We start from the raw sequence: 15,690 nt of genomic DNA, 5'->3' as shown, positions 1-15,690 counted from the left end.
ATCTATTTTGCCCCTACCGTTATTTTTCCGCCCAGTGCGCGAGCTTGCACGCCACGGTCATACATTCCCTCTGCAAACGTTGGCGGAACCGCATAACTGCCCGCATTGGTCGCCTTGATCTTGTATACGAACAGATGTGCGGTATTCTCAACTGTGCCGTACAACACCACCCTGTCCTCGCGCACATCGGCGTAATCCGGTTTCCAGCTGGACTTGGCACTGCCGACCGGTGCGGCCCACTGTTCGCTCTGGGTGTCGGAAGCGCTTCCACTGTCACCGTCCTCACCTTCCCCGTCGTCGCCTTCGCTTTGCGGTTCAGCGCTTGCCTGATTGGATGCGGCTTTCTGTTCGCTACGCGACTCCGGAACGATCTCGAAACCACCGGGCAACAGGTCGACAATCGCGACATCGTGTACAGCATCTCTGCCGATGGCGCGGATGCTCAGGTGAACTTCCACTTCGTCGCCAAGTTTGATGCTGCTGACCGGCTTGCCGCTGGAATCCTGATATTCGCGGAACACCTCTATCTCCTGTTTGACCTCCTTATCCGGCAATCCGCGGTCGAAACCGGACTGGTTGAGCACCGTATAAGCAACATAGTCGCTGCCAGAGCCGAACTGCAGTTTAGCCGCGGCGGACGAGAAATTACTCCTGGGCATCATGCCCGACGGCAATACCAGCGCTCTTTTGCTGCCGTCTGCCAATACCTCGGCGGTACTGAATTGACCGGCCGTTTCATTGCCGATCGCCGTGGCATACGCGTCAAGTGCCAGCAGTGTATAAGCGGATGACAGCGTGTTATAACGATTCTCGCGTATCGGTTTGGCAATAGACTCCAGTGCATCCGCATCCAGCCGCTTCAGTTCATCCGGGAAATGCCGCGCCAGCAAATAGATAAGCTGCGAATTGCGGCTGAGACCGTCATAGTAATCCGCCCATTTCCCTGCATCCTGGACCAGCTTGAGTTTGCCGATCAACGCGCTGGCCAAGTTCTCCTGGCGCATGAGCTGATAGGCTGCCGCCAGATAGCCTGCCGCAATATCCTGCTGCCATTCCTTGGCATGTTTCTCTTCCAGACGTCGTTGCAGGGTGGCTGCATATTGGCCGACCACCGTACCTTGTCGCGCCAGCAAGTAGATCGCATAGGCGCGCACCCGGTCATCTGCCAGCGAGTCGCTCTCGCCTGCAGCCAATTGCTGCAACCAGTTATTGGCAGAATTCAGCATGTCCGCCGGTACGGTATAGCCACGATCCCTCGCCTCCAGCAGGAAGTGCACCGCATAAGCGGAAGCCCATGGCGCGACATGATGGTTGGCCGCCCACAGACCAAAACCGCCTTCCTGGTTCTGCCGACTGCGCAGCATGCCGATGATGCGCCCGAGACTTTCCTCGGAAACATTGCGCGTCACGCCGAACTCGGGCCGTGCCTGCATGATCATGGCAGGCAATGCCTGACTCACCAGCTGTTCGGTACAGCCATAGGGATTTTTGTCCAAATAAGCGATCAACCCCTGTCCCATGATCAGCGGCAAATACGAAATGCCGGCACTGCGGGTGCTGTACTCGTCGTACATCTTGCGCGTCACCGGCTGCTCCTGCGTCCCTTTCTTGAAGCTGCCAAAAGTCAGATTCACCTGATAAGGCACGGGCGGCCTCACACTGGTGTCGACGCTGTACTTGGCGCTATGGCCGTCATGGGTGGCAATAAATTGCAAATTGCCGGAACCCAGCTTGTCCGTGGCACGCAGGCGGAAAGTCGCCACGCCTTCGCGCAGGGCATCGATCTTCAATTCTTTAGCAGCGTCACCCACTATTGCAAGGTGTGGAGAAGTCTTGAGCTCGATATGCACTGCAGCATCCTTGCCGGAAGCGGGAATGTTGTTGGCCACCCCCAGACTGACGTCGAACTCGTCCCCCGGTGCCACTTGGGTGGGAACATTGGGCGAGAGCACGAAATCGCCGCGTACGGTTACCTTCTTCTCGATAACGCCGATGGAATCCGCCGAGACAGCCACTGCCATGATGCGCAAGGTACCATTGAAATGGTCTGGAACGTTGTAAGTCAATTCCTTTTCCTTGGGCCCGGCATCAATGATGCCCGACCAGAAAGCCACCGGTTTGTCGCGCTTACGTTTGAACGGATTGAGATGTTTGCCCAATGCCCCCTCAGCGTCGCCCCCCGTTGAGGCTGACTCCATCAATCTCCTGAATTCGGGCAGGATCAGATCGAGGATCTGCGACGTCCTGGTTTCCAGTGCACGCTTCTGGAAAAAATGGCCTAGTGGATCCGGCGTCTTGTAACCCGCCACTTGCAGGATTCCTTCATCCACGGCGAACAGCACCAGACGTGCAGGTTTCTCGGTACTGACCTTCATGCGTAAGGGCTCACCGGGTTTAACCAGGTCGTGCGCAGTCACACTGATGGCATTCTTGCGCCGCTCCAGGCTGATCGAAAATGGCACCACGCCATGGGAAAGCGGGCTCATGAAGATTTCCGGCGAATTGAAGTCGCGCACGTAAGTGACCGACACGTAACCGTTCCCCTCCATCGAAGCAGGCACCCTGATCTTTTGCACGGTATTGGTGGCAGAAGCTTTAAACCAGTGCCAGGCATAGACCTTGTCGCGTTCGATAGTGATGAGGCCGTTGCCGGTATAGGGTGCACGTATCTCCAGCTCGATATCCTGCCCCGGTACCACATCGGTCTTGGCGAGCTTGATCTGCAGCTCGGCATTCTTTTCCAGCGAACGCGTCAGGTTGGCGTGGCCAGCCACCGAATAGTCGACCCGGTTCAGTTCCAGACCCTGTGCATCGCGCACCACCATGACGAAATCTCCCGGCTCGTCAGTCGGCAAGTCCAGCTTTGTTCCTTCGGCACCGATGGCGAACGGCTTTTCGGCAAGCACGACTTCCTTGCTCTTGGATTCGTATTTGTAGACGCCGGAATCCTGCTTGGTCAGCACTGACACATACTTGCGCTCGATGCGGACCAGCTTCAGGCCGGGCACCCTGGTCTTCTTCGCTTTGGGATCGATCGCAATCAGTTGCACCGAACGCTGCGCGCCCTTGTTTACGTAACGCAAGTCGCCATCGGGTTTGAAGCCGACCAGATAAGGCATGCTGGAGACCAGCATGGCGCGCTCTGCGGCAACACTGCGCCCGCCCTCTGCCTCAAATCCCTGCGCAACGAACAGTACGCGATAGGTTGCGCGCGCAAATCGTTGCAAGTTCAAATCGAATTCGGCTTCCCCTTTGTCATCCGTGACACCTTCTGCGAGCCGATCCTCGAATCCCTCCCGCGCACGCTGCGGATCATAGAAGCTGTAATCCTTGTATGACGGGAAAGAAGGGAAGGACGGATACAGCGTAATGGATGCGCGAACTTTGCGTTTGCTTGCAGGAGTACCAAACAGATTCTGCAGGTTGATGCGCGCCTTGAGGTTATCAGGAGAGACCCAACCTTCCACCGCTTCGTCAGAAAAGCGTGCGCTCATTTTCATCCGGTCAGGCTGGAACTCTTGCACTTTGACCGCAACCGAACCGATCAATCCGGCGGCATGGTTGTCCTTGACGATATACAGGCTGGTGTTCCAGGTGCCAGTGGGCGACGTATCCTCGGTGGCATAGGAAGTCTCCACAAAACCCGATTCCGGCAGCTTGATGCGCTCGCGTTTCACCGTGAGGCCGCGCGCATCGGTGATCACCATCTCCAGAGGAATGCCCGCAAGCTGCGTGGACCAGTCCGTCGCGCGAACGATCATGCCGATTTTGAATTCCTCTCCCGGCTGGTAGATCCCCCGGTCAGAAAACAGATAGGCCTGCAGTTTGTCCGACTGCACGCTATTGGACACGCCGCCAATGTCGAAACGCGACATGTCGAGCACGCGATCGCTGCGCTCATACGGCAGGAAAGAGATATCGCCGCCTTTCTTGACCAAGTACAGCGCCGGAGTTTGCTCGCGCGTGAAATCCTTGAGCGCAGGAAATCGCACATGCCCTTCGGCATCGGTTTCCTGCGACAGCACCGGCAGTCCATTCTTGCCAATCACCTGCACGCCTGCACCACCTACCGGTGCACCCGTGTGTATCGATTGGACGAACACATCCTGACTGCCGTCCACCGCCTGCTTGACCAGCAAGCCAAGGTCGGTGAGCACAATCAGACGCGTATCCTGATTGCCCACGGGACGCTTGTTCGCCCGGTCGTAGGCTTGCACTTTGACCATGAACAGTCCACGCTTGCCCTCGCTGCCTTCCTTCAGGTATTTGCCCAGATCAAGCGCTGCATACTGCGCTTTGCCCGGTGCCAACTTGGGTAGATCGACGATTTCAGTCAGGCGTTCCGTCAGATTGTCGAAATTGAAGTTGTAGTTATTGAAATTGGGTTTGCCAAAATCGCCATACGACTGGCTTACCATATGCTGGATCTGCCCCGGCAACAAGCGACCTATTTCATAGTGCAGCGCATCCACGTCGCGCGCCAGTACCGGCACTTTGCGTTCGCCGGAAAGCGGCAGGAGCGAGCCCGAATGCAGTATGCGAACTTCTTTCGGAAACGGCTGCACACGGATGATGCGATCAAAGGTTTCGCCCAGTGCATATCCGCCGTAAGACTTGAGTCCCTTGGTAACGCGCACATAAATGAAGCGCCCCACGTCCGCCTCGATCTTGAAACTGTGGCTGGTAGTGTATTCGCGTTCCGCAGGAATGGCATTGAGCTTGAGCGTCTCGGATTGCTTTAACAGTTGCTCGCCGATTTGCTGCACGTTGCCCCAGTAATAGGGATTCTTGCGCTGATCAAGCGGTGTCTCCGGGTTGTAGACCGGCAACACCCAGGCCTCGACCCGGTTTTTCATGTCGTTCTCTTGCACCGTGGCCGATGTCTCCAGCATCAGGACCTGCTCCGGTTCATAGCGCTCGTTGTTCACCAGCAATATGTTGGCGGAATTGACTCTGAGGCTGAATAGCCCGGGGACGGTTACTTCCTGTTCCAGTGCTTCGCGCGAGCCGTGCCCGCCGCTTTGTGCATTCACGCCGGAATCCACTTTCACGGTGAGCTCGGTATCTTTCGGCGGGATAGGTAATGGTGCTGAATGAATAAAGGCCGTCAGTTTTTTCTTGTCGTATGTCACGGTGAACGGCGTGGTCTCGCCGCCGATGCCAAGCACCCCGCTACGTTGTCCCTGCAGGCGCAAGGAGACGTGCTTCTCGAATTCTTCCGTCGCAACGGGATGCGAAAAACCCACCGTTATGATAGCTTTTTTGAGATTCGGATCCGTTGGATCCTGATAGAACTCCGACGAGTTGATGCTCATCTCGAAGGGAGCAGTCTCAAAGTTGAAGGAATATTTATCCACACGCACCGACTGCGTTATCAATTCGCGGTCAAAGCTGACGTCAAACTCTTGCCCTACCGGCCAATCCGCGCTTGGATCAAACGCAAGCGTCGTATCGTTGCGCCAACTCCAGTGCCCGGCCACATTGGGGCTGATGCGCAGCCCGCTGATTTCCTTGCCGACTTTGTCCAACGGCGCCGCCGACTGGGAAAAAACGACGATCAACGGATTCGGTTTGGCATTGTCAGTCTCTACCTGGGTGCGTGGAGGCGCATATACTTGGAAGGTGACCAGTTCGGGTTTCGGAATCAGACTATAGGCGTACCAGACGCCGCCAACTGCGGCAAACGTCGCCAGCATGATGGCGCTGTATTTGGCGAATTTACGGGGATTGGATTTGCCCCAGTTGAATGCGAGGGAAACTCCTCGGCGGGAGAGTGCCATCCAAACTGGCCTTTGCCATTGCACATGCCCGAACAAGCCGCCGAATAAAATGCCAATCAGCCGGAAAGGCCACAAGACCAGTTTTGGAAGTTTAAGAATCCCTTTGAGTATTCGATGCAACCAAGAGCGCATGTGCCTTCCCCTTAATTTTACGCATAACTTACGCTTCCTTTATGTTCTCTTGACATTAAAGGCCGCAGCGATAGTAGTGCGAAAAACAATGGGGAGAAAGGAACATGACGGCCTATATACTTTTATCCCTTTCTTTTCTTACCGTGGTGTGGTAAGTAGATCAATGCTTGCTGGCGATGATCGCATCGCACTGATCAGAGGCTTTCATTAGCGATCTCACCCCTGCGACAATATGCCGCACCCCCGATAAAAAGCGAACTCCTATAATCGAAAGCGCGAGTGCACAGACTCGCCCGATAAATACAAAACAGGGAGTTCGACATGCTGCAACCACTTATAAAAACAACGACTGAACCATCGCGCAAAGGATTACGCGCCGCGCTTGCAGTGGTGCTTGGTTTCTCTGCGCTTCTTCCCAGCCTGGATGCCCAGGCCTGTGCGGCATGTGGATGCACGCTGTCCAAAGATTGGGGAACGCAGGGAATCAGTACGACCCCCGGCTTTACTGCCGACCTGTCCTACTTCTACATCAACCAGAGCCAGCAGCGCATCGGCACAAGCTCTGCTTCACAAGCACAGATCAACGCCCTGGCTGCGGCAGGACAGGAGATCGAAGACTACACCACCACGCGGATCACCACGGCGGCGCTCTCATACACTGGCGATACCTGGGGATTGACCACCAATCTTCCTTTCGTTCAGCGCACACATGGCACTTATGGCGCCGGCGCATATCCCGCCACAACCAGTTACCTCACCTCATCTGACAACAGCATCGGCGATGTCAGTTTCATCGGCAGATATACCGGCCTTTCTGCAGACAAGACTGCCGGACTCATAGCCGGCATCAAGCTACCTACCGGGAACACCAATGCCACTTTCAACGACGGCGTCACCGCGCTGGATCGCAGCCTGCAGATCGGTACCGGCTCAACGGACATCATCCTGGGCGGATACACCACCGGTGCCATCGATACTTACGGCTGGTTCGTGCAGGGAACCGTGCAACATGCGGTGGCGACCAAGAGCATCGCTGGAGCAGACTATCGCCCGGGTGATGCCTACTCGCTGAACACCGGCATGCGCTATGCCAAATTCGGCTCGAAGTTCTCACCCATGCTGCAACTGAACATCATCCACCGCCGTCCGGATACCGGGGCAGCGGCAACCCCGCCCGATGCCTTGACCAGCGGTCCTGCAACCGGTGGCACACTGGCTTATCTGGCTCCTGGCATCATGGCCCGCGTTGGCGGAGGAACTTCCGTTTACGGATTCGTCCAGTTGCCCGTCTACCAGAACGTCAACTCGCTGCAGTTGAGCGCGCGCTATACCTTGTCATTGGGTGTGAGACAATCTTTCTAAAGTCACGAAAGTCGGCAAATAGCTGTGGACACGAAACGCAAAATATCCGCCTTATGGAAAGGAGTGCTGCTGGCACTCCTCGTTTCGTTGTGCTCGGCTCATTTGGCCCTGGCTGATGACTGGAGCCTGAAAGACAGAAACGGAGCTCAATACAAACTCTCCGAACAGAAAGGCAAGTGGGTGCTGGTCAATTTCTGGGCGCCCTGGTGCCCTCCTTGTATCGCGGAGATGCCTGGGCTCGATGCACTGCAGAAGCAGCGCAAGGATTTACTGGTGATCGGCGTGGCGGTGATGTACGGCAAGACCGAGGAGGTGACCGATGTGATCCGGCAGCATTCCATCTCTTATCCCATTGTCATGGGCAACGAAGACATCGCCAGCGATTTCGGCGAGATGACCGGGATGCCGACCAGTTTCCTCTATTCACCCGCCGGCAAGCTGGTTGGGCACCACTACGGACCACTGACCCAGAACGAGGTAGAACAGGCCATTGCCCGGAAGCCGGCCGCAGCAGGACTGTTCACTCCCTGACCCCGGCCCGGCGATCCACTTAGCCTCACTTTATCTCGTCGAACATCATCTCCAGCCGCAGATTGAGCTGGGGGCTCAAGCGATAGCTCCGGTCGACCGGAAAGTGCAGCTGCGGACTGACATCGAAATACATCCATTTCTTGTGCAGGCGATAACGGTATTGCATCAGCAGTACATAGTCCGTCACGTGCGACACCGGTTGACTCACACCGACCACACTGGCCTGATACAGCAAGGCAGTGCGTTCGTCCAGGGTGTGGAAGACGATGAAATCCTGCCGCAGGTCGAAGTTTTGCGTGTCGTTGAGCCAGGTAGCAACGCTGGTGGCACGAAGCAGCACTGCCTCGCTGACGGTGCGCTCGAAATCCAGTTGGGTGGTTTCGCCTGCGCCGATGGTATTGAACCAGAATACCGTTTCGGAGGGCTTCATGCGCCATTGGTCCAGCAACACTGCAAAGCTGGCCCGTGAGCGCACGAAAGGGGTCGTGCTCAGTCCCTGGAATTTGATCCCGGCATCCGCGCTCAGGTGCCAGCGCTCTGCTTCCTGTTTGATGAATCGCAATGCCGCGCCAATACTTTGCGGGGTAGCCGGTTCATTGACCGCCTGTGCCTGGGTCTGGGTCTGCTTCGGGTCGATGATCGTGTTCTTGTCCGGATTCGTTTCTATCAACAAGTGCAGTTTCTTCTCTGCGATGGGCAAATGCACATTGGCCCTGGCCGACACCGCGAACCTGTGTTCGCCGCCATAGCCCATCACCCGCGAGGTGTCCAACTGAAAGACGCTGTCGTTGGTCTCCTGGTAATGACGCTCGTCTCCGAAAAAGCGATCGACGCTGCTTACAAAACCGACCAGTTTGCCGGACAGGTAATCGCGCGGCGCATCCATCATGTTCATGACTTTTTCGGTGGCCGATGGGGGTGCGGGGGGGCCGACGAACTGTGGCGGCGGACCGACCAGCTCTTCGCCAAGTGCGGTCAATGGAACCAGCAGTACAGCGGCCAATGCCATGCGCGCCGCAATCCTGCATGTCCATGAGGTTTGCAACGCCATGCGTTTCAGGCGGGAAATACCCCGGTGGAAAGGTAGCGGTCGCCCCGGTCGCAGACGATGAACACGATGGTGGCGTTCTGCACTTGCTGCGAGACACGCAGCGCCACGCTCAGCGCACCGCCGGAGGAGATGCCGCAGAAGATGCCCTCTTCGCGCGCCAGGCGGCGCGTCAGTTCTTCCGCATCCTGCTGCCCGACATATTCAAGTCTGTCCACGTTCTGCGGACTGTATATCCTCGGCAGATAGGCTTCCGGCCATTTGCGGATGCCGGGGATCTGCGCGCCTTCTTCCGGTTGTGCACCGATGACCTGGATAGCCGGGTTCATTTCCTTGAAGTAGCGCGAGCAACCCATGATGGTGCCGGTGGTGCCCATGCTGCTGACGAAATGCGTGATCCTGCCCTGGGTGTCGCGCCATATCTCGGGGGCGGTGCCTTCGTAATGCGCCAGCGGATTGTCGGGATTGGCGAACTGGTCGAGGATGATCCCGCGTCCCTCGTCGCGCAGCATCGTAGCCGTATCGCGCGCCATTTCCATGCTGCCCGCCTTCGGCGTGAGCACCAGTTCCGCACCAAACGCGCGCATGGTCTGGCGGCGTTCCACGCTCTGGTTCTCCGGCATCACCAGGATCATCTTGTATCCGCGCATCGCCGCCGCCATCGCCAGTGCGATGCCGGTGTTGCCGCTGGTCGCCTCGATCAGCGTATCGCCCGGCTTGATCTCGCCGCGTTCTTCGGCACGGCGGATCATGGAAAGCGCGGGCCTGTCCTTCACCGAACCGGCAGGGTTGTTCCCTTCCAGCTTGGCCAGAATGACGTTGGAAGTATTACCGGGGATGCGTTTGAGTCTGACCAGTGGCGTATTGCCAACAAAATCGTCCAGCGTCTTGTACATACTCAACCCTGCAAAATAAGAATAACGCCAGCATGATAAATGCTGGCGTTCGCTTTTGCACTGCTATCTCTGTCAGGTGGCTATGCCAAAGGAGTTGAACATGCCGTCGAAAAGAATGGAGCTCAGGTAGCGCTCACCCGAATCCGGCAGGATCACGACGATGGTCTTGCCTGCATTCTCCGCCTTGTGCGCCAGGCGCACTGCGGCTGCGACAGCGGCACCGCTGGAAATGCCGGAGATGATGCCCTCCTCGCGCGCGAGCCTGAGTGCATACAGCACCGCATCTTCGTTGCTCACTTGTTCGATGTCGTCCACCAGCGACATGTCCAGCGCACCGGGCACAAAGCCGGCGCCGATACCCTGGATCTTGTGCGGCATGGGCTTGAGCTCCTGCCCTGCCCGCTGCTGCGTCAGCACCGGGCTTGCGGACGGCTCCACTGCGACCGAAACGATCGCCTTGCCGCGCGTCTTCTTGAAATAGCGCGATACGCCGGTGATGGTGCCGCCCGTACCCACGCCGGAAATGAGAATATCGACCTTGCCGTCGGTGTCGTTCCATATCTCCGGCCCGGTGGTCGCTTCATGCGCGGCCGGGTTGGCCGGATTCTCGAACTGCTGCAGCAGCACATATTTCGGATCGGAGTCCGCGATCTCCCTGGCCTTGGCCACCGCACCGCTCATGCCTTTCGCGCCCTCGGTCAACACCAGCTTCGCGCCGTAGGCGACCAGCAGCTTGCGCCGTTCGATACTCATGGTCTCGGGCATGGTCAGCGTAAGCGGGATGCCGCGTGCCGCTGCCACGAAAGCCAGTGCAATGCCGGTATTGCCGCTGGTGGGCTCCACAATCTCCTTGCCCGGCCCCAGCAGGCCGCGCTTTGCGGCATCGTCGATCATGGCCGCACCGATGCGGTCCTTCACCGAGTACGCCGGATTGCGCCCTTCGATCTTGGCCAGGATGGTCGCCTTCGCACCATCGCCCACGCGATTCAATCTGACGAGCGGCGTCCGCCCGATGCTTTGCGCGTTGTCTGCATACAGATTCGACATGCTTGTTTCCTTCGACTGGATTCACGATGGTGCGAGTCTAACCAAACACCGGTGTTTTATGAAATGGTCTATCGTTGTATATATATAGCCGTTAGATGGTGCAGTCCACTCTTCTACTAGCGGGCATTGCCCATATGTTCCAAAGTGTCGCTGCCAGAGAGTCTATGCCATCCCGCTAAGGCATTTCCAGAAATCCGCCAGCACGAAAAGTCAGCACCAACGTATCGCGATGGCCGCCGTCGGCCGTCGGCTGGATGGGGGTGGACTCGTGGATGACTCGATGGTCGTCCAGCAACAACAATGTCCATGGCTCGCTCAGGGTGAAGCGCTGTCCGTGCGGCCCATTGGCATCGAAGATGCGACTTTCGCCGCCGCTGACGTTCTCGCGCCCAACCAGCAGGATGGCAACGAAATCCACGCCGTCTCGATGTGCGCCTTCCGGTGTCGGACGGCCGATCCCGTGAGTGGTGTCGATGCGGAACTGGTGCGCTTCAACGTACCAGGGACGCTCGCCTTTGACGTCAGCGCAGACGCGCGCGATGTTGCGCAGCAATGTCGACCAGACCGGTTGCGCAACGGTGTGCGCAGCAAGAGGTTCGAACAAGCGCAGCATCCCGCCGTGCAGTGCGTTGTATTGCAACGGCTGGTAATGCGGACGATGCGCGACCTGGGTCGCAGACTGGCCGTCCACGATGAAGCAGGAATGCCTGCGGCGGCGGTAACGTCCGCCGTCCTTAAGAAAGGTATCCGGCGGCAGATCATCCCAATCTGCTTTAAGAGATTCCAGCACAGACAGCGGACAACCAATAAACGATGCCAGCCCGGTTGGACTCAGCACGCCGAAACCGTGACTCCGTAACGCGTCGGCAAGATGCGAAGGTTCGATGTAACTGGGCGCGAGATTGGCGGTGGGCATGGGAAAGCGTTCGGGGTTCGGTCGAGGCCGATTCTACTTCAATAACTCCTGCAGGACAGGAACGTACGCCCGATCCCGCCTCTACGCTGCCGCAGTGCGACGGGACGGGAACATGGATATGCTCACACCGCCGAGCACCAGCAGCCCGCCGGCAAGCTGTGCCGTGGTTGGCAGAGTGCCGAGAACTCCGCCGACCAGCATGGCAAAGACGGGGACAAGATTGATGAAGATCGCCGTACGCGCCGCGCCGAGCCGGGCGATGCCAATGCCCCAGAACAGGTACGCCAACACCGTGCCGCCAACAACCATGACTGCCATCGCCAGACTGGCTTTGCCATCGAGCTCACTCATGTGGGCATCACTGCCGAGGGCGACCGAAGCCAGCAGGATCGCTCCTGCCGCCATGACCCAACTGGTATTGGCGATGGGCGAACCTTGCGGCATATAACGGCGGACAAGGACGTTGTACGCCGCCCAGCACAGATTGGCGGCCAGCATCAGCAAGTCGCCATGCGCAAAGTTCAATGACTCCAGCTTGTTCATATTCCCTTGCGAGATGACCACCGCCACGCCGATCAATGCGACCGGCAATGCAACCAGATGCCGGCTGGTAAGGCGTTCGCCCAGGAACGCAACTGCCAGCAGCGCGGTAAGCAAAGGATTGGTCGCCATGATGAGTGCGGCACTGTTAGCCGAGGTGGAGCGCAGCGCATAAAAAAAGAACAGGTTGAATCCGGTTATCCCGACAGCTCCGAGCAACAGGTAAACTCCGGCATTGCGTTTCAGCAAACCCAGCAGTTGTTCGCGGCGCACGCCGGCGATGATGAACATCAAGGCGGCCCCCAGCACGAAGCGCATAGCCGCTGCCCACAATGGCGGCAAGTCGGCCAGGATAGGCCCGGCCAGCACGAAATTGGCTCCCCAGAAAAATGCAGAGGCGGTAACAAGCAGGTAGACGGTAGTGATTCCCATGATCAGTTCCAGTAAGATTAATTCGGATGGCACGACTCTAATGGCCGGCGCCTTGGATCACAAGCTAGACTTTATTGAGGACACATTAAGGAAAACTAATGGCACGCCATCTTCCACCGCTCAACGCCTTGCGATTCTTCGAAGCAGCTGCTCGCCATCGTTCATTCATCCGTGCTGCGGAGGAATTGCATGTCACCCCGGCGGCAGTCAGCCAGCAGATCAAGCTGCTGGAGGATCATCTTGGCGTTGCCCTGTTCAATCGCGGCAAGACGCTGGTCCTGAACGAATCGGCCCATGATGCATTGCATCTGGTCTCGGACGCCTTCGATCAGCTCGAGCGGGCCATGCTGAGGGTGCGCTCCGGCAGCATCGCCGGACCGCTGACCATCTCGACCCCGCCCGTATTCGCGGCACGCTGGCTTATTCCGCGCTTGAATGATTTTTACCTGCGCTATCCGGATGTGGAGGTCCATTTGCTGGCCACACGACGCATCGTCGATTTTTCGATGGAGGAAGTGGATATGGCGATCCGCTTCAGCAGCGATCCCCATCCCGGACTGAGCGTCGAGCGTTTGATGCCGGAATGGATAGTTGCCGTGGCCACGCCCGAGCTGGCAGCATCCATCAAGACTCCCGCCGACCTGCTGCATGCCGATCTGATCGAGGACGACTGGCACATCATGCGCGGCACGTTTCCGGAATGGAAAACGTGGCTTGCCGGGCTGGGAGTGGTCGACGCCCCGCTGAATGTCCGTCGTTTTGGCGATGCCGACCTGGCGATCCAGGCCGCAGTCAACGGCCTTGGTGTCACCCTGGCATGGCATAGCCTGGTGCAGAACGACCTTGGCTCGGGCAGGCTGGTACAAATATTGGGACACAACATAGCCAGCGACCTGAGTTATCAACTGGTGATGCCCAGGAACAAGAGCATGTTGAACAAGGTGGCCGCTTTCAGGGCATGGCTGTTTGAACAGGCAGCCGATCCGGCAGCATGCTGAATATGCCGGAATCGACTGGCGATCTCGGAAAAAGTTCGATTTCTCTGCAGTCATCCATTGCAAGCAGAATGAACAGATGCAGAATGCATGATCGACAATGGCGGTATTATCCGAAACGTGACCATTACCCATTGCACTTACATTACCAGGCATAGACCCGAACTCCCATGTCCACCTTGCCCGAACTGAGAGAGTTAGAACGAATCCTGGAACTTGGAAAAGATCGTCTCGAAGCGCATATCGAATGCGAAGTCAGTGCCGGAAATAAATGTTTCCCCGTCTACCGGCTGACCTTGGGCAACCCCGATCCAAAGTTGCCTGCGATTGGATTCTTCGGTGGCGTCCATGGCCTGGAACGTATCGGCACGCAGGTGTTGTTGTACTTCCTGCGCAGTTTGCTCACTCGCCTGGAGTGGGACAGCAGCATGCACCATCTGCTGCAGGACGTGCGCCTGGTATTCATGCCCCTGATCAACCCTGGCGGGATGTGGCAATCGACACGCAGCACCCCCCGGGGGGTGGATCTGATGCGCAATGCGCCGGTGGAGGCAACAGGCGGAGTTCCCTTCCTGCTAGGCGGTCACCGCATCAGCCCGCACCTGCCCTGGTATCGCGGTGCTGCAGGTGCCGAGATGGAAAGCGAGAATCTGGCGTTGTGCCGTACCGTGCAAGAGGAATTGCTGCCCCGTCCTTTCAGCATCGCCGTGGACTGCCACTCCGGCTTCGGGGCGCGCGATCGCATCTGGTTTCCGCATGCGCATAGCGTGCATCCTATCGATCACCTGGCCGACATCCTCAGGCTGGAGGAACTGTTTCAGCAGACCCATCCCAACACCAGATACCTGTTCGAGCCGCAGAGCGTGCAATACCGCACGCACGGTGACATATGGGACTATCTTTACCTGCAGTCGCAAAACGACAGAAACAGGACTTTTTTGCCGCTGACGCTGGAAATGGGTTCCTGGCTGTGGGTGAAGAAGAACCCTCTCCAACTCTTCTCTCGTCACGGCATATTCAACCCATCCGTGGAGCATCGGCTGCACCGGGTATTGCGCAGGCATGCCGTCTGGCTGGACTTTCTGATGCGCGCTGCCGGCGGCTACGACAATTGGCTGGTCAAAGGCCCCACCCGGCTTCGCATGCAGGAGCGTGCAGTGATGCGCTGGTACAGACGATGACGACCTGGGTTCTTTTGCGGGGCTTGATGCGCGAAACGCGCCACTGGGGCGAGTTCCCCATGCTGTTTCAGGATGCAGTAGGTGCACGCAACATCGTCACCCTGGATTTCCCCGGCAATGGCAGCCTGCATGCACACACCAGCCTCAACAGCGTGGCAGAGATGGCGCACCATTGCCGCGCGCAACTCAAGCAACTCGGGTATGCGCCACCTTACCGCGTGCTCGCCCTTTCCTTGGGCGCAATGGTGGCAGTGGAGTGGTGCAGGCTTTATCCGGATGAATTGGAAAGGCTGGTATTGATCAACACCAGCCTGGCACCGAACAACCCCTTCTACCACAGGCTGCGCCCGGCCAATTATCCGGCTTTGTCGAGTTATCTGATGCTTGGCTCTGCCGCTCGGCGAGAGCGACTGATACTGCGCCTGACCAGCACACAGAATCGCTCCGCACAACAGCGCACGGAATTGCTGGAACAGTGGACAGGATATGCGCGGGAATGTCCCGTCACGCGTGCGAACATCTTGCGCCAGTTGCGGGCCGCCGCCTCATATCGTGCCGCACCGGCGGCTCCTGCCGCCCCTGTGTTGCTGCTTGCGGCGCAGCGAGACCGGTTGGTCAATGTGAAATGCTCGCTCACTCTGGCGAAACAATGGGACTGCACCGTCAAACTGCACCCGACAGCGGGTCATGATATACCGCTGGATGACGGCTACTGGGTGGCTCAGCAAGTCAAGGAATGGGTGAAGGAAACGGACGACATCGACAAACAGGCAAGATAAGCTGTTCGTGATCCAACAAGAAAATGCACAAAATGCCAGGCAATGAAGGCC

Annotated in this window: 11 protein-coding genes; 5 read left to right on the top strand and 6 right to left on the bottom strand. The window is 57.7% G+C overall.

From position 1 onward, the window contains the following. Positions 1–2: 2 nt before the first annotated feature. Positions 3–5,780: an alpha-2-macroglobulin family protein gene (locus SLIT_RS05855; RefSeq protein ID WP_049870958.1), complete on the bottom strand. Its 5,778-nt coding sequence runs from the start codon at positions 5,778–5,780 to the stop codon at positions 3–5. Between the two features lie 453 nt (positions 5,781–6,233). Here SLIT_RS05855 and SLIT_RS05850 point away from each other — a divergent pair, with 453 nt between their 5' ends. Next, positions 6,234–7,274: a hypothetical protein gene (locus SLIT_RS05850; protein ID WP_013029311.1), complete on the top strand. Its 1,041-nt coding sequence runs from the start codon at positions 6,234–6,236 to the stop codon at positions 7,272–7,274. Positions 7,275–7,298: 24 nt separating this feature from the next. Next, positions 7,299–7,805 (top strand): TlpA family protein disulfide reductase, encoded by a 507-nt coding sequence (locus SLIT_RS05845; RefSeq protein ID WP_013029310.1) that lies wholly within the window; start codon positions 7,299–7,301, stop codon positions 7,803–7,805. 25 nt (positions 7,806–7,830) lie between these two features. Here SLIT_RS05845 and SLIT_RS05840 read toward each other — a convergent pair whose 3' ends face one another. The 5 genes from SLIT_RS05840 to SLIT_RS05820 all read right to left on the bottom strand — a co-directional run bounded on the left by SLIT_RS05840 (position 7,831) and on the right by SLIT_RS05820 (position 12,684). Then, positions 7,831–8,814, bottom strand: coding sequence for a hypothetical protein (locus tag SLIT_RS05840; protein WP_013029309.1), 984 nt, complete (start codon positions 8,812–8,814; stop codon positions 7,831–7,833). 47 nt (positions 8,815–8,861) lie between these two features. Next, the gene (gene cysM / locus SLIT_RS05835) at positions 8,862–9,749 is read right to left on the bottom strand and encodes a cysteine synthase CysM (protein WP_013029308.1); all 888 of its coding nucleotides are present in this window, start codon (positions 9,747–9,749) and stop codon (positions 8,862–8,864) included. Between the two features lie 72 nt (positions 9,750–9,821). Then, complete coding sequence (cysK, locus tag SLIT_RS05830) at positions 9,822–10,796, bottom strand: cysteine synthase A (protein WP_013029307.1); 975 nt, start codon at positions 10,794–10,796, stop codon at positions 9,822–9,824. A 175-nt stretch (positions 10,797–10,971) separates the two neighbouring features. Further along, entirely contained in the window at positions 10,972–11,712 is a 741-nt protein-coding gene (locus tag SLIT_RS05825; RefSeq protein ID WP_013029306.1) for a 2OG-Fe dioxygenase family protein, read from the bottom strand. Positions 11,713–11,793: 81 nt separating this feature from the next. Then, complete coding sequence (locus SLIT_RS05820) at positions 11,794–12,684, bottom strand: DMT family transporter (protein ID WP_013029305.1); 891 nt, start codon at positions 12,682–12,684, stop codon at positions 11,794–11,796. 98 nt (positions 12,685–12,782) lie between these two features. On the opposite strand from SLIT_RS05820, the gene gcvA reads away from it, so the two are divergent. The 3 genes from gcvA to SLIT_RS05805 all read left to right on the top strand — a co-directional run bounded on the left by gcvA (position 12,783) and on the right by SLIT_RS05805 (position 15,639). Then, the gene (gene gcvA / locus SLIT_RS05815; protein WP_013029304.1) at positions 12,783–13,682 is read left to right on the top strand and encodes a transcriptional regulator GcvA; all 900 of its coding nucleotides are present in this window, start codon (positions 12,783–12,785) and stop codon (positions 13,680–13,682) included. 167 nt (positions 13,683–13,849) lie between these two features. Then, a complete protein-coding gene (locus SLIT_RS05810) occupies positions 13,850–14,860 on the top strand; it encodes a M14 family zinc carboxypeptidase (protein ID WP_013029303.1) in 1,011 nt (336 codons plus the stop codon). Next, on the top strand, positions 14,857–15,639 hold the full coding sequence (locus SLIT_RS05805) for an alpha/beta fold hydrolase (protein ID WP_013029302.1): 783 nt from the start codon (positions 14,857–14,859) through the stop codon (positions 15,637–15,639). The genes SLIT_RS05810 and SLIT_RS05805 overlap by 4 nt, the downstream gene beginning before the upstream one ends. Positions 15,640–15,690: the final 51 nt, after the last annotated feature.

The organism is Sideroxydans lithotrophicus ES-1 (assembly GCF_000025705.1).
GTDB classification, from domain to species: Bacteria; Pseudomonadota; Gammaproteobacteria; order Burkholderiales; family Gallionellaceae; genus Sideroxyarcus; species Sideroxyarcus lithotrophicus.
Note: the sequence above shows the minus strand (reverse complement) of the source record. Positions and strands in the feature narration are given on the sequence as shown.